Here is an 18,928-nt window from a genome sequence, read left to right as displayed (position 1 = left end):
CGTCAGGCTGTCTTGACGTCAGGGCGGCCTGACGGAAGACTTCGTCCATGCCGACTCCGGAGGACCTCGAATCCCGCTTCACGCTGACGACCGCCGTCGCCCGCTACGACGCGCTGCGAACCCGCGACGCCCTCGCGGGCCCGGCCGACGAGGACGACGGCGCCGAGGCCGCGCTGACACGCGCCGAAGCCCTGGAGCTGCTCGCGCTCGGCGAGGTGATCGCCCGCAAGGCCGCCCACGGCCGCCAGTTGTCCGTGCGCTCCGCACGCCGGGCGGGCGCGTCCTGGGCACAGATCGGCGCGGCCCTGGGCACCAGCAAGCAGGCGGCCTGGGAGGCCCACAACCGGTGGATCGACGAGCAGGCCCGGCGGCCGGAGGACCGGGGCGGCCACTGGGGCTGGGACGAGCGCGACCTCGCATCCGCCCGTGCGCTCGCCGGTGACCCGGGTGAGGAGGACCGCACATGAGCGCCGACCCGACGACCGCGCTCCGCCCCTTCGAACTCCACGTCCCGCAGTCGGCCCTCGACGACCTGGCCGCACGACTGGACGCCACCCGCTGGCCGGACGCCCCCACCGCCCCCGGCTGGACACAGGGAGTGCCGCCCGCCTACCTGCGGGAACTCGCCGACCACTGGCGTACCGCGTACGACTGGCGTGCGCAGGAGGCCGAGCTGAACCGGCTGCCCCAGTTCACCACGGCGATCGACGGCGCGGACATCCACTTCCTGCACGTCCGTTCCCCCGAATCCGACGCGCTGCCGCTCCTGCTCACCCACGGCTGGCCGGGATCGATCGTCGAGTTCCTCGACGTCGTCGGTCCCCTCGCCGACCCGCGCTCCCACGGCGGCGGCGCCGCCGACGCCTTCCACGTGGTGATCCCCTCCCTCCCGGGCTTCGGACTCTCCGGGCCGACCCGGGACGCGGGCTGGGACGTCCACCGGGTCGCCGGCGCCTGGGCCGAACTGATGCGGCGGCTGGGCTACCGCCGCTACGGCGCCCAGGGCGGGGACTGGGGGCACGCCGTCACCCTGGAGTTGGCCGCGCTGGCGCCCGAGCAGGTCGTCGCGATCCATCTGAACACCCTGCTGACCCTGCCCCCCGACGATCCCGCCACGGCCGCCGAGCTCGCGGCCGGGCTCACCGCCGACGACCGGGCCCGGCTGAACCGGCTCCTGGAGGCGGAACCCGAGATGTCGGGGTACGCCAGGATCCAGGGCACCCGCCCGCAGACGCTCGCCTACGCGCTGACCGACTCTCCGGTCGGCCAACTGGCCTGGATCGTCGAGAAGTTCAAGGAGTGGACGGACAGCGCCGAGGTGCCCGAGGACGCCGTCCCCCGTGACCGCCTGCTGACCAACGTGATGCTGTACTGGCTCACCGGGACCGCCGGATCCTCGGCCCGCCACTACTGGGAGGCCGCCCACTCCTCGCGCCCGGTGCGTACCGGGCCGCGGCCCGCCACCCCCACCGGGGTCGCGGTGTTCGCCGCCGACATCGCCCGGCCGGTGCGGCGGCTCGCCGAGCGCGAGCACGACATCGTCCACTGGTCCGAACTGCCCCATGGCGGCCACTTCGCCGCCATGGAACAGCCCGGCCTGTTCACGGCCGACGTCCGCGCCTTCTTCCGTCGCTTCCGCTGATGCGGGGAGCGCGTCCGGTGCGTCCGGTGCGTCCGGTGCTCAGCGGCAGGGGAGCAGGGCGAAGGTGTAGCCGCGGGACTTGAGGGTGCGCAGGATGCCCGGCAGGGCGGCCACGGTCTGGCCGCGGTCGCCGCCGCCGTCGTGGAGGAGGATCACGGAGCCGGGCTTGACGGCGTCGAGGACGCGGCGCTCGATCGCGGCGCGGCCGGGGCGGGCCCAGTCCTGGGGGTCGACGCTCCAGAGCTGGATGCTCTTGCCGAGTCCGGCGGCCCCCGAGCGGACGGCGCCGTTGACGCCGCCGTAGGGCGGGCGCAGGCACGTCGGGGTGGTGCCGGTCTGCGCGCGGATGCGGGCGTCGGTGGCCGTCACCTGGTACTGGAAGGCGGACTTGGAGACCTTCCGCAGGTCCGGGTGGGACCAGCTGTGGTTCTGCACGCTGTGCCCCTGCGCGCCCACCTGCCGGGTGACCCCGGGGTAGGCGGCGACGTTCTGGCCGATCTCGAAGAACGTGGCCCGCACGCCGTACTGGGACAGCAGCGCGAGCACCTGCGGCGTGTAGCGGGGGCTCGGGCCGTCGTCGAAGGTGAGGTAGACGACCTTGGCCGGAGCGGCCTGCGCCGGGACGGCCGGCAGCACGACGACCGCGGCCGCCGCCGCGACCAGGGCTCCGACGGCGACCCGGGCGGCGCGGCGCCCCCTGCGCCGGTCCGCTCGACGGGCTGAAGACACAGGTCCTCCCAACGGCCGCGGCACGGGAACGAACCCGCTGCCCGCCCCCTCCCCGGCCCTTCACCCAATGTAGCGGCCCACCCCCACACCGTCCCCGGTCCGCGTCAACGGAGGTCGCACTTCGGCCGACTCAGGCCGGTTCCCGCAGGGGGGGCGGTATGCGTGGCAGGACGTGAACGGTGCGGTGGGGGTGGGGGCGTGACGGTGAGGCGGGTGGCGGAGTCGGCGGCGCCGCTCACCTGGTCGGACAGCGACGGGAAGCCTATGCGGCGCAGCAACAGGGCGCTAAGCTGCGAACTTCTGAGCCAGTACCTGACAGGCCGTGCCACGGTCGGTGCTCCGGGCCGCCCCTCACCCGGATTCCATCGGTCGTGTCATGCCCCGTCGCCGTTCGGGTGCTGGGAACTCTGATGGATCCGAATGAAGGAGGGGCAGATGGAGTCGTTTCCCGCACGGGTGGTGCGCTCGTCGAGACGCCGTGCCGATGTGTTCGCCCGCGCCTACCAGCGCGTGGCGCCCGGTGTCCTGCGGGTCAGCGTGGGGGTGTTGTACCTCTGGTTCGGGCTGCCGAAGTTCTTCCCCGGGACCAGCCCCGCCGAGGACCTCGCCACCCGTTGCATGAGCCTGATGACCTTCGACGCGGTGCCGCCCGACGTCTCGCGGTTCCTGCTGGCGCTGATGGAGGTCACGATCGGGATCGGCCTGGTCACCGGCCTGCTGCTCCGGGTGGTCCTCGCGGTGTTCTTCGTCCACATGACCGGGGTGTTCGCGACACTGGTCCTGCTGCCGAACGACGTGTGGACCAACGGCGTGCCGCCCGTTCCCACGCTGGAGGGGCAGTACATCCTCAAGAACATCGTGCTGATCGTGGCCTGTCTGACCGTCGCCACCCGAAGGGCGCGGCCCGCGGCCGAGCCCGGCCCGGACCCGGGACCGGCGGCGTCCGCCGGCGCACCGCTCCCGTCGGGCACGGCTCCTGACGAACCGCAGGACCCGGTGGCCCGGAGCCGGACGACCGCCGATCTGCGCGGGCAGTTCGCCGCCTGAACGCTGCCGCCGAGGACGGCGCGGGGCTGGGGCGCGCGCCTCGGCCCCGCCGGGCCGTGCGTCGACGAACTCGCGTACGATCGGCGGTCATGTTTGGTTTACGTGCCCCGATCGAGCCCCACGACCGCCGGCGCACGGGGGAGTTCAAGATCCGGTGAACGGATCCCGTCGTGCCGTGACCCGGGTGGCCGCCGTGCTCGCCACGCTGGTGGTCCTGGTCTCCGTCTCCGAGTGCTCACTGCTCAAGCGCGAGGGGGTGGAGCGGGCCGGACCTTCCGGCGGGAGCGAGGGTCTCGTCGATCCGCCGCCGTCCCCTTCCTTGCAGGTCCCCGACCTGCGGACGCTGGCGGACTGGCCGGACGAACCGGTGGCCGAGCAGTCGGCGCTGCCGCCGATCAAGGCCCAGGTGATCGAGCCGGGCTACACCGGCGAGGCGTTCCTGAAACGCCTCGCCGCCCGTCGGGGCATCACCTTGAAGGCGAGGCAGAAGATCGACTTCCCCGGCCGGCCGAGCGTCTGGCATGCGGCGGGAAAGGCGGAGGCGGGCGGGACCGTGCGGTCGATCGCCGCCGTGTGGTCGGAGGGCGGGGAACTGATGTCCGTGTTCTGCTCGGTGACGGCCTCCACCTCCGCCACGGACTCGGCTTCAGCCCCGGCCTCGGCCGCGAACCGCAACGCGTTCCTGCGGGAATGCGCGGACCCGGGCCGTCCGCGGGCGGCGCCGACGGAGGTCCGGGCGTGGTTGGACGGCATGGTGCCCCGGGTGGACCAGGTCTTCGCGACGGGACCGAACCTCATCGTCACCAGTCCGCTCCTGCGGCGCGGCCCGACCGCGGCCTTCCTGCGGAAGTACCACGACGCGGAGCGGGCCGCAGACACCTACGTACTGCGCCTGTTCGGCACCGGAGACGCCAACTGACGGGCTGGACGGCCGCACTGACGGCTCGGTGCCCGGCTCAGGGCGCCCCCGGGCCGTCCGGCAGCCGCACGACGGCGGCGCCGGCCTGGGACTCGCCGAACCCCCAGCCGGCCACCAGGGAGGCGCCGACCGCGTCCAGGGCGTCGGACCACGGCCAGTGGTCGGCGCCGCAGTAGAAGCCGCCCGTGCTGCGCGCATCGGCCTCGCTCAGGCAGAGCATGCGGAGGTGGTCGCGCAGCGCCGGGTGCGCGACCGCCGCCAGCCTCTCCTCCCAGGGCTCGTCGGCGCGGCGGTCGCCGCCGATGTCCTGGACCGACACCAGGTGCCCGGGGCCGCGCCCGGTGAACGTGGCGGCCCGCATCGCGTCGGCGAGGGTGCCGTCGGTGGCGACGCGCAGCAGCACGGCCAGCCAGTTGTTCAGCTTCGTGGCCCGCGCGCCGGTCAGGTCGACCCCGTGCCGGTCCAGGAGCGTCCCCAACTCCGCACCGCGCACCAGCGCGTCACCGGCCTCGTCGACCGTGGCAACGGCCCGCAGATCGGTGACGAAGGCGTCGTCGAACGGTCGGGGGCCCTTGTGCCCGTCCTCGCCCCACGGCCCGGTCCCCTCCAGGAGCGCGGCGTCGAAGCGGAACAGCGACCCGCTCAGGTCGAAGCGCCACGCCGAGGGGGAGAACGGGTACTCGCCGTCCAGGTCCGGAAGGAGCCTCGGCGTCCGGGCCGACAGCGCCTCGGGGGTGGCCCAGGGGTTCGGGAACAGGAACTCGTCGAGCGTGTCCGAGGCGTAGTACACGCCGTATCCCGCGGCGGCTCCGTCGAGGGCCGGATCGCCACCGAGCAGGATCTCGAAGGCACCGGCCAGCGCGGCGTCCCACCCATTGAGGTCGGCCGCCGTGGCGGTCTCGGGCGTCATGATGCGCACTCCTTCGCGTCGTGTCACACGGGTCGACGCAAGATACCGGGCGCCACCGACACCTTCCACGGCGGCCGGGGCGCTACGCCCGGTGGTACGGCGCCGGCGTGGGGGTCTCGGCGCCGAGGGCGGCGGCGGCGTGGCGGGGCCAGTAGGGGTTGCGGAGGAGTTCGCGGCCGAGCAGGACGGCGTCGGCGTGGCCGTCGGTGAGGATCCGCTGGGCGTGGACGGGGTCGGTGATCAGGCCGACGGCCGCCACCGGGAGGTCGGTCCCGTTGCGGACCGCCTGGGCGAACGGCACCTGGTAGCCGGGGCCGGAGCCGACCTTGGCGTCGGGGGCGATGCCGCCGGTGGAGACGTCGAGCAGGTCGACGCCGTGCGCGCGCAGTTCCTTGGCGAGGCGGACGGTGTCCTCCGAGGTCCAGCCCTCGCGGTCGTCCTCGGGGTTCTCGGTGAGCCAGTCGGTCGCGGAGACGCGGAAGAAGACCGGCAGGTCCTCGGGCCAGACGGCGCGGACGGCGTCGACGACCTCCAGGGCGAAGCGGATCCGGCCCTCGAAGGAGCCGCCGTACGCGTCGGTGCGGCGGTTGCTGTGCGGGGAGAGGAACTCGTGGATGAGGTAGCCGTGCGCGCCGTGGATCTCGGCGATCTGGAAGCCGGCGTCGAGCGCGCGCCGGGCGGCGTCGGCGAACTGGCCGACGATCTCGCCGATCTGCTCGACGGTCAGCTCCTGCGGGGCGATCCGGGTGGTGTCGAAGGGGACGGCGCTGGGGGCGAGCGGCGTCCAGCCGTGCGGCTCGTCCGGGGCGATGGCGCGGCCGTGGTCGACCCAGGTGCGCTCGGTGGACGCCTTGCGTCCGGCATGGGCGATCTGCACACCGACGGCCGTGCCCTGCGCCTTGAGGAAGTCGGTGATCCGGCGGAAGGCCTTCACCTGGGTGTCGTTCCACAGCCCGAGGTCGTAGGGCGAGATCCGGCCCTCGGGGCTGACGGCGGTGGCCTCCGTGAGGATCAGCCCGGCGCCGCCGACGGCGCGCGACGCGAGGTGGGTGAAGTGCCAGTCGGTGGGGACGCCCGCCTGCTCGCCGTCCGGCGCGGCGCTGTACTGGCACATCGGCGCCATCCAGACCCGGTTGGGGACGGTCAGCGACCGCAGGGTGTACGGGCTGAAGAGGCTGGTGCTCATGTCAGGCTCCTGGTCGGGACGGAGGACGGGGAGGACTCGTGCGCACGAGAGATTGCAGCTGCAATCTCTGCTGCCACAATAATTGCGTGCGCGGCATAAGCGCAAGCGACGGCTTCCCGGACCGCCGCCCGTCCCGGCGGAGGCCTCAGAGCGCGCGGATCTCCCTCCTGGTCAGCGCGTACCCGAACGCGCCCAGCAGGCAGAGCCCGGTCGTCGCGAGCACCCCTCGGCTCCCGAACGCGTCCACCGCCGCGCCGGCCGCGATCACCGAGACCGGGAAGACCCCGAGCGCGCAGAAGGTGACCGCCGCCATGACCCGGGCCAGCAGCTCGGGCGGGGTGCTCTTCTGCACTCCGGTGACGACCAGCACATTGGTCACCGTGCTGGCGCCACCGGCCAGGCACAGCAGCAGCACGGCGCCCACGATCCCGGTGAACGGCACCAGGCCGATCGCCGCGCCCATCACCAGGCCTGAGGTCATCGCGGTACGGCCGCGCGAGCGCAGGTCGGTGAGGCCGGCCGCGAACAGGCCGCCGACCAGTGCGCCGCCGGTGAACGCGGCCAGCAGCAGACCCAGCCCGACGGCGCCGGCGGCGAAGCCGTCGGTGGCCAGGGCCGGCAGTGCGACCCGGGTGGCGCCGCCCACCGTCAGGTTCGCGATCACCGTGACCGTCAGCACCGCGCGCAGCAGCGGCGACTCCCGCAGCAGGGCGCGGAAGTTCCGTGGCACGGAGGCCCGTTCGGAGATCGGGCGGGGCGGTGCGACGGGACTGCCGCGGCCGATCAGCAGCAGTGTCGCCGTCGACACCGCGAAGGTCGCGGCGTCCAGCCCCAGGGCGGCGGCCGGGTTCAGCCAGGCGACCAGCGGGCCGGCCACCGCGGGGCCGAGCAGGCCGGCGCCGAAGGTGACCGTGCTGTTCAGCGCGTTGCCCGCGTGCAGGTCCTCGGCGGGCAGCAGGGTCGGGGTGATCGCCCAGGCGGCCGGAAGGAACACCCCCGCCCCGAGGCCGACCAGCAGTGCCAGCCCGCCGATCAGCCAGTAGTCCGCCTGCCCGCCGGCGGCGACCGCGCAGAGCCCGGCGGTGGCGAACAGCCGGCCGAGGTCGGCGGCCAGCATCACCCGCCGGGCGCCGAACCGGTCGGCGAGCATCCCGCCGAGGGGGGTGGCGGCCAGCCGGCCCGCGCCGTAGGCGGCGACCACCAGGCTCAGCTGGCGGGCGCCCCCGGCGAGGGAGTAGACCAGCAGCGGCAGGGCGACCACCTGGAAGGCGTTGCCGAACTCCGAGGTGGCCTGCCCGATCACCAGCAGCCGGTAGCCGCGCGAGCGCAGTGGCGCGAGGCCGATCCGGGGGCGGAAGCGCAGCAGGCCCGCCGCGCCGCCCGTCCCGGTGCCGCCTGTCCCGGTGCCGCCTGTCCCGGTGTCGCCTGTCCCGGTGCTCCCCGCCCCCGTGCTGCTAGCCATGGAGCGCGACCGGCAGCGACTCCAGGCCGCGCAGCATGATGGTGTTGCGCCAGGGCAGGGTCTCCTCCGCCGCGGCCAGCTCGATCCGGCTGAAGCGCTCCAGCAGCCCGGTCAGCGCGACCTCGCTCTCCAGTCTGCCGAGGAAGGAGCCGAGGCACCGGTGCAGGCCCTGCCCGAAGGCCAGGTGGCCCGGATCGCCCCGGTCGAGGATCAGCCGGTCGGGGTCGGTGAAGCGGTTCGGGTCCCGGTTGGCCGCGCCGAGCGAGAGCAGTACCAGTTCGTCCGCCGGGATCTCCACGTCGTCGACGGTCACCTCGGCGTTGGTGAACCGCAGCGTGGCCATGCTGACCGGGGACTCGTAGCGCAGGAACTCGTCGATCGCGACCGGCATCGCCGCCGGGTCGGCGCGCAGCCGGGTGAGCTGGTCGGGGTGGTGGAGCAGCGCCAGGGTGGCGGTGCCGAGCAGGTTGACGGTGGTCTCGTGGCCGCCGATCAGCAGCAGGAAGACCATCGAGAACACCTCCTGCTCGGTGAGTTCCCCGGCGTCCCGGGCCCCTACCAGGTCGGTGAGGATGTCCGCGCGCGGCGAAGCCCGCCGGGCCTTCATCAACTCCCGCAGGTAGTCGTTGAGTTCGGCGGTGGCCTGGTCGAAGGTCAGCTCGCCGCCCTGGGTGAGGATCGCCGTCGACCAGGTGCGGAAGGCCTGCATGTCCTCCGGCGGGAAGCCCAGCAGCTCGCAGATGACCATGATCGGCAGCGGGAAGGCGAAGTCCGTGACCAGGTCGGCCCTCTCCCGTTCGCGCAGTCCGTCCAGCAGGCCGCCGGCGATGCGCTCGACCAGCGGCCGCATCCGATCGACCCGCCGGCGGGTGAAGACGCCCTGGATCTGGCGGCGCAGCCGGGTGTGGTCCGGCGGGTCGCTGTTGAGCATGTGGACCACCTCCGAGCCGAGCGTCAGGCCGGAGCCCCGCCCGCTGGCGATGGCCTGGCTGCGGCGGACGTCCTGCCCGAACCGCGGGTCCATCAGCGCGGCCCGGACGTCCTGGTAGCGGGTCACCAGGTAGACCGGCAGGCCCTCGCCGAACTCGACGACGGAGACCGCGCCGGCCTCGCGGATGCGGGCGAGCGTGGGGTACGGGTCGCGGATGAAGGCGGACATCCGCGCGGCGGCGTCGTCGTCGACCGCGGTGGTCATGGATCGCTCCTCGGACTCGGGACTCGAAGACGGGGACTCGAAGGCGGGGACTTGGGGGCTCGGGGGCGGACCTTCGCGACTACACGGTCAGCGACGGGAAGGGCCAGCGCCGCACCCGCATCGGCAGGAACCAGACGCGGCCCGCCTGCTCGGCGATCAGACCCGCCTCGGCGAAGTCCCGGTGGACGGCGTCCGGCAGCAGGCCGGCCTCGACGCCCTCGGCCAGCGCGTCCAACTGCGCCAGGTGGCCGGGCTCGTCGACGGTGAACAGCTCCAGCGTCCCGAACCGGCGGTCGCGCACCTCGACGAAGCCGGGGCCGCGCCGGAAGACGCACTTGCTCGGGAAGTACGTGGCACGCCAGTCGGCGGCGACCTCCGGCGGCGCGCCGGTCAGCCGCTCGGGCGGGTACAGGTGGTGGAACCGGCGCCGCGTCGCGCAGCCGTCCGTGCAGACCGCCTGCCAGAGCACGGCCAGCCCCTGCCCGGTCGCCTCGCGCAGCAGCATCAGCGCCCGCGCGGAGGCGGCCGGCGCGTCCGCGCAGAGCCGCACCGGCTCGGTCAGCCGCAGGCAGCGGACCCCGGCGCGGTGCAGCCCGGTCACCTCCGTGCGGGCCGGTCCCGCCAGCGTGCGGCGGCCGAGCGCGAAGCCCGGCAGCTCCCGCACGGCGGGGTCGTAGTCGAGCCAGAGCTCGACCTCCGGGGCGGCCTCGCGCCAGGCGGCGCCGGTCCGCTCAGCCGGTGGCGACGGCATCGAGCACCTCCTCGGTACGGGGACGGGCGGCGGTGGCGGGGCCGTGCCGGTGGCGCATCCGCATCAGCACCTGGTTGTCGGACTCGACGGCGACCTGCACGTAGGCGCCCCCGTCGTGGAACAGCAGGCCCAGCTCGGTGAAGCGCTCCAGCACCGGCCCGACCTCCGACGCGCCGCCGGGTACCCGGGCGGCCAGCGCGGCCGTCGAGCGGGGCTGGTCGAGCAGCCGGAAGATGGCGAGCTCAACCGGGTCGGTCAGCTCGACCACCCGCCAGTCGTACCCGGGCCGGGTGTTGACCAGGACGACCCGCCCGTCCGCGTCCCGGTAGCTGAGCCGGCTGTCGGGGAACCGTTCGAGCCAGGTGTCCACGGCCGCGCCCAGCCGCTCCGCGAGGGCGCCGCCGATCCCGCGCGGCGGCGCGGTGAAGACGTAGGCAAGGTCGTTCAGTTCGCTCTCCGGCAGGCGGTAGGTCGCCCGGTACTGGAAGGCCGGCCGGGTGATCGCGAAGCCCAGCTCGGGGCGGTCGAAGTAGGGGCTGAACCGCTCGATCGCGATCCGGCCCGCCCCGGTCGGCGGGTCCAGGTGGTGCAGCGCGGGCAGCTGGCGGATCACCGACTCGTAGTCCTCCTCCTGCTCGCCCGGGAAGCCGTAGAGGTAGTTCCAGGTCACCGAGACCCCGGCGCTCTGCGCGTCCCGCAGCGCACGGACGTTCTGGCAGCCCGTGACCCCCTTGTCCATGATCCGCAGGACCCGGGTGCTCAGGCTCTCGATGCCGGGCTGCACCTGGGCCGCGCCCGAGTCGCCGAGCAGCTGGAACTGGCGGCGGCGCAGATTGGCCTTGATCTCGAAGTGCAGCCGCAGGTCGACCGGGAGCTCGGCCAGCGACTTCAGGACGGTGTCGAAGTAGCCCATGTCCAGGATGTTGTCGACCACGTAGACGTCCAGCAGTTGGTGGCGCTCGGCGAGCGCGAGCAGCTCGGCGAGGAAGTCCGCGGGCGGCTTGGAGCGGAACTCCATCGAGGAGCCGTTGAGCCCGCAGAAGGTGCAGTGGTGCTTCTCGCCCCACCAGCAGCCCCGGGAGCCCTCCAGGACCAGCTTGGGATCGACCCAGCCGGCCGCGACGGAGGCGTCCAGCCGCTCGAAGAACCCGTCGTAGCGGGGCGGGAGGATCGCAGCGGGCGGCAGCGGGCGCCGCGCCATCGCGTTGGCCGTCGGCCTTCCGGCGTCGTCGCGCCAGCACAGCCCGGGGACGGCGGCGAGGTCGCCGCCCGCCAGGAGCGCGGGGAAGGCGGCCTCGCCCTCGCCGCGCACCACGTAGTCCAGGAACGGGAAGTTGCGGTGCAGCGCGGCGCCCTGCGGACCGTCGCAGTTGGCGCCGCCGAACACCGTGCGCACCTGCGGGCAGCGCTGCTTCAGCAGCCGCGCGGCGGCGAGGCTCGCGGTGTTCTGCTGGAAGGTGGTGGTGAAGCCGACCAGGTCCGGCGGGTCGGCGGCGAGTTCCCCCACCAGCCGGTCGACGAACGCCGGGGCGAGCGCCCGGGTGGCCCGGGTCAGCGCGATCTCCCGCTCGCTCGCGCCGTTGGCGGCCAGGTACTCGAAGTAGCCCGCGGCCCCGTCATCCGAGGCCCCGTCACCCGTGGCAACGTCGCCCGAGGCCCCGGCACCCGCCGCGTCGTCGTCGCCGTACAGGGCGCCGGCGAACGCCCAGTCGCCCGCGCCCTGGAAGTAGGACTTCTCGGAGAAGTACTGGTAGTCGTCCGCGCCGAATCCCGCATGCTCGGCCGCCCAGTCCACGAAGTCCAGGTTGGCGTACCGCACGTCGACCTGATGGCCGGCGCGGGCGGCGGCGGTGTGCAGGATTCCGAGCGCCAGCGACGGCACGTCGATCGCGCCCCAGGGCATGTGCAGCAGGACGATACGCATGGTGGCCACTTCTGTTGTCCGCCGGCGGTCGGTGAGGTGCCGCTCCGGGGCGCGCGGGCGCCCCGGAGCGACGGAGGGTCACTTGCCCTCCGGGGCCTTCTTCGGCTTCGGCTGCCCCTTGAGGGCAGGCGCGACCGGTGCGGCCTTGGTGATGTCGAGCGCGAAGTTCTGGACCACGACGGCGCCCCGGTCACGCTCCGGGGTGCCGATCGGGTCGTTCTGGATGCTGCGGCGCTTCATGGCTGTTCACCTCCTTCCGACGACTCGGCGGATCCCTCGGGGCGGTCGCCCCGGGGTGCGCGGGGGAGCGGCGCCGGCCAGGCCCGTCCGGCGAACCGGACCATCGCGGCCAGCACCGACCGGTGGTCGGCGGTGCGGCGGCTGTAGTGGCCGCCGTCCACCCAGAGCAGTTCGTGCGGCACCGAGAGCCGGCGCAGGTCGGCCGCGTACCGGGCCACCTGGCCGGGCGGGCACCGCTCGTCGGTCCGCGAGGCGACCAGCAGGACGGGCGAGCGGACCTGGTGCACGTACGACCGGGGGTCGGCCGCGCGGTAGCGCTCGGGGACCTCCTCCGGGGTCCCGCCGAACAGCTCCCGGTCGAGTTCGCGCAGCGCGGGGGTGGTGGTGCGGTAGGCGGCGGGGTAGTCCGCGATCGGCTGGGCGGCCATGCCGAGCGACCACAGCCGCGGCTGCGCGCCCATCGCCAGCAGGGCCAGGTAGCCGCCCCAGGAGAAGCCGCACAGGCCGGTGCGCTCGGCGAGCGCCGTGCCGTCGGCGACCAGCTCCGCGCGGACGGCGGCCAGGTCCTCGATCTGGGCCAGCCCGACCCGGTGGCCGTAGTCGTGCTGCCAGCGGGCGCCGTAGCCGGTGGAGCCGCGGTAGTTGCTGCGCACCACCGCGTAGCCCTCGCCGACCAGGGCGTTCACCCGGGGGTCGTAGGAGTCGCGGTCGTGGGTGGCGGGGCCGCCGTGCACCAGGAACAGGGTCGGCCACGGGCCCGGGCCGGCCGGGGTGCTGACGAAGCTGTGGATCCGCCCGTACGGCCGGGGCGTCCAGCGCGCGCTCCGGGAGGTGTCGTCCCGCTCCGGGCCGGGGCGGTGCGCCGCCTCCTCGCCGGGGCGCAGCACCAGCGGGCGCGGCGGTGTCGACTCGCGGCTCCACACGCAGTGCAGGGTGCCGTCCGGGGCGCAGGACAGGTCGTGGATCGTGCCGCCGGGGGTGCGGATCTCCCGGACGGGCGGAGGCTGCCCGGTGGACGGGCCGAGGTCGGCGAGCAGCAGGCGGCTGCGCCCGGCCCGCTCGTGCTGGATCAGCACCCCGCGCGGCCCGCCGTACCAGCCGGCCGATATCTGCGAGTCGAACGCCAACCCCGGGTACCTGCGCAGCCCCTCGCCCGCCCGCCAGGTCGCGACCGTGTAGCGCTCGTCCTCCTCGGCCACCAGCAGCAGTTCCGGCTCGTGCGGCGCGAGCGGGTTGAACTCGATCGGCCAGAGCCGCAGTTGTTCGTCCCCGGGGAGCCGCAGCGGACCGCCCGCCGGGGCGTCGGCCCGGGCGTCGGCCGGCCACAGGACCACCGCGTCGTCGCCGTCGGGCCGGCCGCCGAGGGCGAGCAGGCGGCCGTCCGGCGACAGGTCGGCCAGGCCCAGGTACCCCGGCGCCGAACCGATCAGCCGTGCCCGGCCCGCGGGTGGTCCGACGTAGCAGTGCGAGGCGTCGCCGACGCCGACGGCCACCGCGGCGAGTGTGCCCGTCCGGTCGAAGGCGACGCCGTACGCCCGGCCGTGCGGTACGCCGTGCAGCGCCTCGCCGTCCGTTCCACCGTTCGTTCCACCGTTCGCCTCGCCGTCCGCCGCGCCGCCGAACGGCGCGCGCCGCCACCGGCCCTCCCCGGCGCTGTCGGCGTCGAACCACCAGATGGCGTCGCCGTCCGGCTCGATCTCGCTCAGGTGGACGCCGTCCGGCCGGTCGGTGACCACCCGGCGCAGGCCCGTCCCCAGGTCCCAGGCGACCGCCTGCCAGCGGTCCTCGACGAGCCGCGTCTCGACCGCGCGGCCGGCCGCCAGCGCGGCGAAGCCGGGGGACTGGAACGCCTGCGTCACGGGCCCGGCCCTTCCGGCTCGACAATGGGAACAGGCTGCGCTGAACGCTTCGGGAACCAGTGAACCGGCTTGCGAAAGGGGCACGTGTGGAGGGGCGCGGCCCACTCTAGGGGGGTGTTGTGACGGCGAACAGACCTCGTGCACGGATGGCCGAAAGAATTGTCGGGCTCATGCCGCCTTGAGGGGGCGGGCGGTGATCCCCCTCCGGTGCGAAGCCTTCGTGGGTGCGGGTGCGCGGACCCGCTCCGGAGATCAGGATTTCCCCGAACTGGCCTTCCCCTGAGCCGAGTTCTGGCATCATCGGCCTCGATCCAGGAAAGGCGGGGAAATGGGTGTGAGGTATCCGGGCCGGTCCGGGGCGAAGCTGCTCGCGGTGGCGGCGGCCGCCGCACTGGGAGTGGCCGGCTGCTCGTCGGGCGGGTCCTCCTCGGCGGACGCCGCCGGTGCGCCGTCGACGGCGGCGAGCGGCGCGTCCGTGACGCCGTCCGCGACGGAGAGCCCCTCCGCCGCCTCGGACACCGCGTCGCCGGACGCGACGCCGACCGAGGCCCCCTCGCCCACCGCCACCTGCGCCGACCCGGCGCTGCTCGGCGACACGGAGCTGAGCGGCTACCTGGTCCGCCTCCCGGGCTCACTGCGCATCATCGACCTGGGCGTCTACATGTCGCTGGACGGCCTGCACCTGGACACCCAGGAGACCAAGCGGTTCTGCGCGCCGGTCCCGGTCAAGATCACCCGCTTCGCGGTGCGGCTGTCCAACTACGGTGCCGGGGCGACCGGGCGGCCGTCCTACTCCTACCGCCCGCTGGACACCGTCGAGGTGCCGCTCGGCCCGGCCAACGGCGTCGCCCCGGGCAGTACGCCCCCGGCCACCGCGACGTGCTCCGGCGTGCTGTCCGTGGTGCACACCGGAGCGCCGGTCGCGGACACCGAACTGCCGGAGCGGCTCAACCTGGTCGCCCCGAGCCCCGCGCCCACCGGCCCGTACAGCCAGCAGATCCGGGTCACCGGCCCCCGCCTGGTGACGGCCGGCCTGGTGCTGCCCGCCGACACCCGCGGCTGCTGACACCTGCGGCTGCTGACACCGGAAAGGCCGACTTTTCCGGAATACCCGCCTGCGGGCGGACTTCGTGGGACATGATCGGCCCTGTGCCGAGTGACAACATGAGCCCGAAGACCGCCGACCTGACCGCCTCGTGGACCGCCTGGTGGTTCCGGCGCTGCGAGGCGCACCTGAACGCGGTCACCGTCGAACTGTCCTGGTGGGGACACGACTTCCCGGACGGGCCGCCGGACGCCGAGGACGCGCTGATCCTGCTGCGCCGCACCGCCGCCGGCCTCCAGGCGTCCGGGCCCGGCGCGCAGGGCGCGGGGACGGCGGAGCTGCTGCTCCGGGCGACGGCGCCGCTGGAGGCGGCCGAGGCCTTCACCCGTAGGCTGGACCCGCACGTGCTGCCGCTGGTCTCGCACCACTTCGGCACGGCCGCCCGCCGCCTGGCGGCCGCCCGCGAGCACCTCGCCGCGAACGGTCCGCTCCAGCGCGGGGTTTGAGCGCCCTCGGAGTCCGAGCGAACCGGAGACCGTACGTGAGTGATCGGCCGACGCCGACGTCGGAGGCAGCCGAGGTCCGGCGGGCGTGGGGCCGGGTGACCGCCTGGCTGGAGCGGCACGACCCCGGCGTGCCGGCCGCCCTCGGCGGCCCGGGGGACCCGGCGGCCGTCGACGCCGCCGCGGAGCGCATGGGCCTCGAACTGCCGGACGGGCTGCGCCAGTGGCTGCCGGCGATCGACATCGACGCCGGAGCGTGCCCGGGTGGCCTGGACGGTGTCGTCCCCGACGGACGGCTCCTGCTCGGCCTCACCGACATCGAGCGCGTCCACGGCCACAGGATGGCCGTGGAGGAGTCGGAGCCGTCCGACGTCCCCGGCCACCCGCACTGGCGCCGGGAGTGGCTGCCGATCGTCGCGGAGCGCGACGGCCGCTACGGAACGTTCGTCGACACGCGCACCGGCGCCGTGGGGACCTGGCGCGAGGGGGAACTCCCCGAGGAGGGTGAGCACCCCTCCCTGTCCGCCTTCCTCCAGGAGACGGCGGACCGGCTGGAAGGCGTCTCCACGGGCGACTGGAACGGACCCGCCCGCGCCCGCCGGCTCGCTCCCCGCCCGGCCGACGACCCCGTCCGCCACTGGGCCCGGGAAAACGGTCACCTCCTCAACGACCGGGGCCGGATCCCGGCGGCCGTCCGCGAGGCCTACGAAGCGGCACAGTGACCACCGCGCCCTTCGAGCGGCCGGGGCTCCGTGTGCCCGTCAGGGGACCAGGACGACCTTGCCGCTGACCGTGCCGGACTCGGCCAGGCGCAGCGCCACGGCGGCGTCGGTGAGCGGGAGTTCGGCCGCGACGCGGGCGATGACGTCGCCCCGGGCGACGGCGCCGAAGACCGCGGTGAGGTCGGCCCGCAGCCGGGCACGGAAGGCGTCCTTGCGCAGGATTCGGCCGGCCCAGATGCTGTAGAAGTGGGCGCGGTGCCCGTTCGGCAGGGCGTTCCAGGCCCAGGTGCGGGCGAGGACCCTCAGCACCGGCCACGTCCTGGAGCCGCTGTCGTCCCGGGTGGAGGCGCTGCCGTAGGCGACCAGGACGCCGCCGGGGGCGAGCAGGCGCCAGGAGTCGACCACGCTGCGCCCGCCGACGTGGTCGAACACCGCGTCCACCCCGCCGGGGGCCAGCTCCCTGACCCGGGCGGGCACGTCGCCCTCGCGGTAGTCGACCGGGACGGCGCCCAGCCCGCGCAGCTCGTCGTGGTTGCGGGCGGAGGCGGTGCCGATCACCGACGCCCCGGCCGCGCGGGCCAGTTGGACCAGCACGGAGCCGACGCCGCCGCTCGCGCCGTGCACCAGGACGGTCTGCCCGGCGCGCACCCTCGCCAGCCGGTGCAGCATCTGCCAGGCGGTGATGCCGTTGAGCACCACGGTCTCCGCCTCGGCCGGGGTGAGGCCGTCGGGCACCGGCACCACGTCCGCCGCGTCCAGCGCCACATGGCTGGCCCAGCCGCCGATCTTGACCAGCGCGGCCACCCGCCGTCCGGCCAGCGCCGGGTCCACGCCCTCGCCGGTGGCCAGCACCCGGCCGACCAGGTCGTAGCCGGGGACGAAGGGGAAGGCCGGCTGGTCGTAGTACCGCCCGCGGCGCATCTGCTGCTCGGCGAAGGAGACGCCGGTGGCCTCCACACCGACCACGACCTGCCCCCGGCCGGCCGGGGGCACGGTGCCGTACCGGAGTTCCAGCCCCTCCGGAGCCACCACACCCGGCAGGACGACCTGGAGCAGACGCTGGTCACTCATGGCCGCGCCCTCCTTCTCGGTAGAGGATTTCGCGTTCTCGCGCTCGTTATAAGTTCTAACTCCGCATTGCCGTGAGTGTCAACAACTTCAGTGAGACCCTCTAACTCGACTGCCCGGCCGACGAGCCCCGTGGTACCGTCCACTCCGCCGTGCGCCGCTGCGAACCGAGGAGGTGGGACCGATCAACGCTGTGACAGGTCGGGCACCCCTCCCTCGCATGGCCCGGGAGTGCCCGGAGCAGGCACCCCGGAAGGCTCGTACCGCCCATGCGCTTCACCACTGACACCTCGTCCGACGGCATCCGTGAGCAGCTCTTCGTCCTGGGGGAGACCCCCGGCGCGCTCTGGACCCCGGACGGTCCCGCCCGCCCCCGCCCGCTGATCCTGCTCGGACACGGCGGCGGCGAGCACAAGAAGGCCCCCGCCGTCCTGGAGCGCGCCCACCGGCTCGTCGCCGAACGCGGCTTCGCGGTGGTCGCACCGGACGTGCCCGGCCACGGCGACCGGCCGGTGCAGGAGGAGTACGACCGGATCGCCACCGCCAACCGGGCGCGCATCGAGGCCGGCGCCGAACCGGCGCCGCTGCTCGCGGAGTTCCACGCCCTGGTGGCGCGCCGGACGGTCCCCGAATGGCGCGCGGTGCTGGACGCCGTCCAGCGGCTCGACCACGTCGGCGCCGGGCCCGTCGGCTACTGGGGCGTCTCGCTGGGATGCGGGCTCGGCGTCCCGTTCGTCGCGGCCGAACCCCGGGTGCGCGCGGCGGTCCTGGGCCTCGGGGGCGCGCTCGCCTCCGCCGGGCAGGCCGCGCGGATCACCGTCCCGGTGCACTTCCTGCTCCAGTGGGACGACGAGCGGGTTCCGCGCGAGGCCGGCCTCGCCCTGTTCGAGGCCCTCGGCTCCGCCGAGAAGACCCTGCACGCCAACCCCGGCCCGCACGGCGGCCTCCCGGCCTTCGAACTGACCGGCGCCCTGCGGTTCTTCGCCCGCCACTTCGGCTGACCGGCACCGCCCCCGGCGCGCGCCGCAGGACGCGCGCCGGGCGGCGCTCAGCCCATGGTCTTGGCGCCGTCCAGGGACTCCCGCAGGATGTCGGCGTGGCCGGCGTGCTGCGCCGTCTCGGCGATGACGTGCAGCACCACCCGCCGGGCGGACCAGCGGACACCGGGCTTGTTCCACGGCGCCTCGGGCAGCGGGTGCGTGACGTCGAGGTCCGGCAGCGAGGCGACCAGCGCGTCGGTGCGCCGGGCCACCTCCTCGTAGGCGTCGAGAACGCCGGCCAGGGTCTCGCCCGGCAGCAGCCGGAACTGGTCGGCCCGCTGGTCCAGGTCGGCCTGCGTCAGGTTCATGAAGTCGGGCATCGCCGACGGGCCTTCGAGGATGAAGCCTGCCCAGGACTCCTCGACCGCCGCGACGTGCTTGATCAGACCGCCCAGGCACAGCTCGCCGGCGGTGGTCCGCAGCGCGGCCTGCTCATCGGTCAGGTCCCGCGTGGTGAAGCGCAGGAACTGACGCTGCGTGGCGAGCTGCGCCAGCAGGTCGCTCCGCTCGCCGGTGACGGCGGGGGCGGTGGTGGTCGCGGTCTCGCTCATGGCTGTTCCTCCGTGGAAGCTCCGGTGCCGGCGGCCGCTGCCGTCCGACGTGATCCACAGTAGGAGGCATGTAGGTCAGATCCTGTCCTCGACTCCGGGGGAGCGTGCAACGCTGACGGGCTGTCAGTGAGCTGT

19 protein-coding genes are annotated in these 18,928 nt (G+C 74.4%); 8 read left to right on the top strand and 11 right to left on the bottom strand.

Annotation, left to right across the window (positions count from 1 at the left end; translation table 11 throughout):
• Positions 1–47 precede the first annotated feature (47 nt).
• Both ACFZBX_RS22585 and ACFZBX_RS22580 read left to right on the top strand, forming a co-directional pair.
• The gene (locus tag ACFZBX_RS22585) at positions 48–467 is read left to right on the top strand and encodes a hypothetical protein (protein ID WP_391535569.1); all 420 of its coding nucleotides are present in this window, start codon (positions 48–50) and stop codon (positions 465–467) included.
• A complete protein-coding gene (locus tag ACFZBX_RS22580; protein WP_391535568.1) occupies positions 464–1,642 on the top strand; it encodes an epoxide hydrolase family protein in 1,179 nt (392 codons plus the stop codon). The genes ACFZBX_RS22585 and ACFZBX_RS22580 overlap by 4 nt, the downstream gene beginning before the upstream one ends.
• 39 nt (positions 1,643–1,681) lie before the next feature.
• On the opposite strand, the gene ACFZBX_RS22575 is transcribed toward ACFZBX_RS22580, so the two are convergent.
• A complete protein-coding gene (locus ACFZBX_RS22575) occupies positions 1,682–2,371 on the bottom strand; it encodes a polysaccharide deacetylase family protein (protein WP_391535567.1) in 690 nt (229 codons plus the stop codon).
• A 435-nt stretch (positions 2,372–2,806) separates the two neighbouring features.
• Here ACFZBX_RS22575 and ACFZBX_RS22570 point away from each other — a divergent pair, with 435 nt between their 5' ends.
• Both ACFZBX_RS22570 and ACFZBX_RS22565 read left to right on the top strand, forming a co-directional pair.
• On the top strand, positions 2,807–3,418 hold the full coding sequence (locus ACFZBX_RS22570; RefSeq protein WP_391535566.1) for a DoxX family protein: 612 nt from the start codon (positions 2,807–2,809) through the stop codon (positions 3,416–3,418).
• A gap of 154 nt (positions 3,419–3,572) precedes the next feature.
• Positions 3,573–4,337: a hypothetical protein gene (locus ACFZBX_RS22565; RefSeq protein ID WP_391535565.1), complete on the top strand. Its 765-nt coding sequence runs from the start codon at positions 3,573–3,575 to the stop codon at positions 4,335–4,337.
• A gap of 37 nt (positions 4,338–4,374) precedes the next feature.
• Here the strand turns inward: ACFZBX_RS22565 and ACFZBX_RS22560 are convergent, their stop codons facing one another.
• The 8 genes from ACFZBX_RS22560 to ACFZBX_RS22525 all read right to left on the bottom strand — a co-directional run bounded on the left by ACFZBX_RS22560 (position 4,375) and on the right by ACFZBX_RS22525 (position 13,864).
• Positions 4,375–5,247: a hypothetical protein gene (locus ACFZBX_RS22560; RefSeq protein ID WP_391535564.1), complete on the bottom strand. Its 873-nt coding sequence runs from the start codon at positions 5,245–5,247 to the stop codon at positions 4,375–4,377.
• A gap of 82 nt (positions 5,248–5,329) precedes the next feature.
• On the bottom strand, positions 5,330–6,433 hold the full coding sequence (locus tag ACFZBX_RS22555; protein ID WP_391535563.1) for an NADH:flavin oxidoreductase/NADH oxidase: 1,104 nt from the start codon (positions 6,431–6,433) through the stop codon (positions 5,330–5,332).
• A gap of 145 nt (positions 6,434–6,578) precedes the next feature.
• Positions 6,579–7,895: an MFS transporter gene (locus tag ACFZBX_RS22550; RefSeq protein ID WP_391535562.1), complete on the bottom strand. Its 1,317-nt coding sequence runs from the start codon at positions 7,893–7,895 to the stop codon at positions 6,579–6,581.
• A complete protein-coding gene (locus tag ACFZBX_RS22545; RefSeq protein WP_391535561.1) occupies positions 7,888–9,090 on the bottom strand; it encodes a cytochrome P450 in 1,203 nt (400 codons plus the stop codon). The genes ACFZBX_RS22550 and ACFZBX_RS22545 overlap by 8 nt, the downstream gene beginning before the upstream one ends.
• Before the next feature lie 79 nt (positions 9,091–9,169).
• A complete protein-coding gene (locus ACFZBX_RS22540; protein ID WP_391535560.1) occupies positions 9,170–9,841 on the bottom strand; it encodes a DUF5825 family protein in 672 nt (223 codons plus the stop codon).
• Positions 9,822–11,765, bottom strand: coding sequence for a RiPP maturation radical SAM C-methyltransferase (locus tag ACFZBX_RS22535; protein ID WP_391535559.1), 1,944 nt, complete (start codon positions 11,763–11,765; stop codon positions 9,822–9,824). Before ACFZBX_RS22535 ends, ACFZBX_RS22540 begins: the two co-directional genes overlap by 20 nt.
• Before the next feature lie 78 nt (positions 11,766–11,843).
• Entirely contained in the window at positions 11,844–12,005 is a 162-nt protein-coding gene (locus ACFZBX_RS22530) for a hypothetical protein (RefSeq protein ID WP_380764226.1), read from the bottom strand.
• Positions 12,002–13,864 carry an alpha/beta hydrolase family protein gene (locus ACFZBX_RS22525; RefSeq protein ID WP_391535558.1) on the bottom strand — a complete coding sequence of 621 codons (1,863 nt, stop codon included), beginning with the start codon at positions 13,862–13,864 and terminating at the stop codon, positions 12,002–12,004. Before ACFZBX_RS22525 ends, ACFZBX_RS22530 begins: the two co-directional genes overlap by 4 nt.
• Before the next feature lie 334 nt (positions 13,865–14,198).
• Between ACFZBX_RS22525 and ACFZBX_RS22520 the strand changes: the two genes are divergently transcribed.
• From ACFZBX_RS22520 to ACFZBX_RS22510, 3 genes are all read left to right on the top strand, one after another.
• The gene (locus ACFZBX_RS22520; protein ID WP_391535557.1) at positions 14,199–14,930 is read left to right on the top strand and encodes a hypothetical protein; all 732 of its coding nucleotides are present in this window, start codon (positions 14,199–14,201) and stop codon (positions 14,928–14,930) included.
• A gap of 83 nt (positions 14,931–15,013) precedes the next feature.
• The gene (locus tag ACFZBX_RS22515; RefSeq protein ID WP_391535556.1) at positions 15,014–15,415 is read left to right on the top strand and encodes a hypothetical protein; all 402 of its coding nucleotides are present in this window, start codon (positions 15,014–15,016) and stop codon (positions 15,413–15,415) included.
• A gap of 188 nt (positions 15,416–15,603) precedes the next feature.
• Positions 15,604–16,134 carry a histone-like nucleoid-structuring protein Lsr2 gene (locus ACFZBX_RS22510; protein WP_391535676.1) on the top strand — a complete coding sequence of 177 codons (531 nt, stop codon included), beginning with the start codon at positions 15,604–15,606 and terminating at the stop codon, positions 16,132–16,134.
• A 39-nt stretch (positions 16,135–16,173) separates the two neighbouring features.
• Here the strand turns inward: ACFZBX_RS22510 and ACFZBX_RS22505 are convergent, their stop codons facing one another.
• Positions 16,174–17,205 carry a medium chain dehydrogenase/reductase family protein gene (locus ACFZBX_RS22505; RefSeq protein ID WP_391535555.1) on the bottom strand — a complete coding sequence of 344 codons (1,032 nt, stop codon included), beginning with the start codon at positions 17,203–17,205 and terminating at the stop codon, positions 16,174–16,176.
• Positions 17,206–17,471: 266 nt separating this feature from the next.
• Between ACFZBX_RS22505 and ACFZBX_RS22500 the strand changes: the two genes are divergently transcribed.
• Complete coding sequence (locus ACFZBX_RS22500; RefSeq protein ID WP_391535554.1) at positions 17,472–18,203, top strand: dienelactone hydrolase family protein; 732 nt, start codon at positions 17,472–17,474, stop codon at positions 18,201–18,203.
• Positions 18,204–18,250: 47 nt separating this feature from the next.
• Here the strand turns inward: ACFZBX_RS22500 and ACFZBX_RS22495 are convergent, their stop codons facing one another.
• A complete protein-coding gene (locus ACFZBX_RS22495; protein ID WP_391535553.1) occupies positions 18,251–18,793 on the bottom strand; it encodes a DinB family protein in 543 nt (180 codons plus the stop codon).
• Positions 18,794–18,928 lie beyond the last annotated feature (135 nt).

Source organism: Kitasatospora sp. NPDC008115, from assembly GCF_042957205.1.
In the GTDB taxonomy this organism is placed as follows: Bacteria; Actinomycetota; Actinomycetes; order Streptomycetales; family Streptomycetaceae; genus Kitasatospora.
The sequence above is the reverse complement of the archived record's forward strand: the minus strand, read 5'-3'. Positions and strand labels throughout refer to the sequence as shown.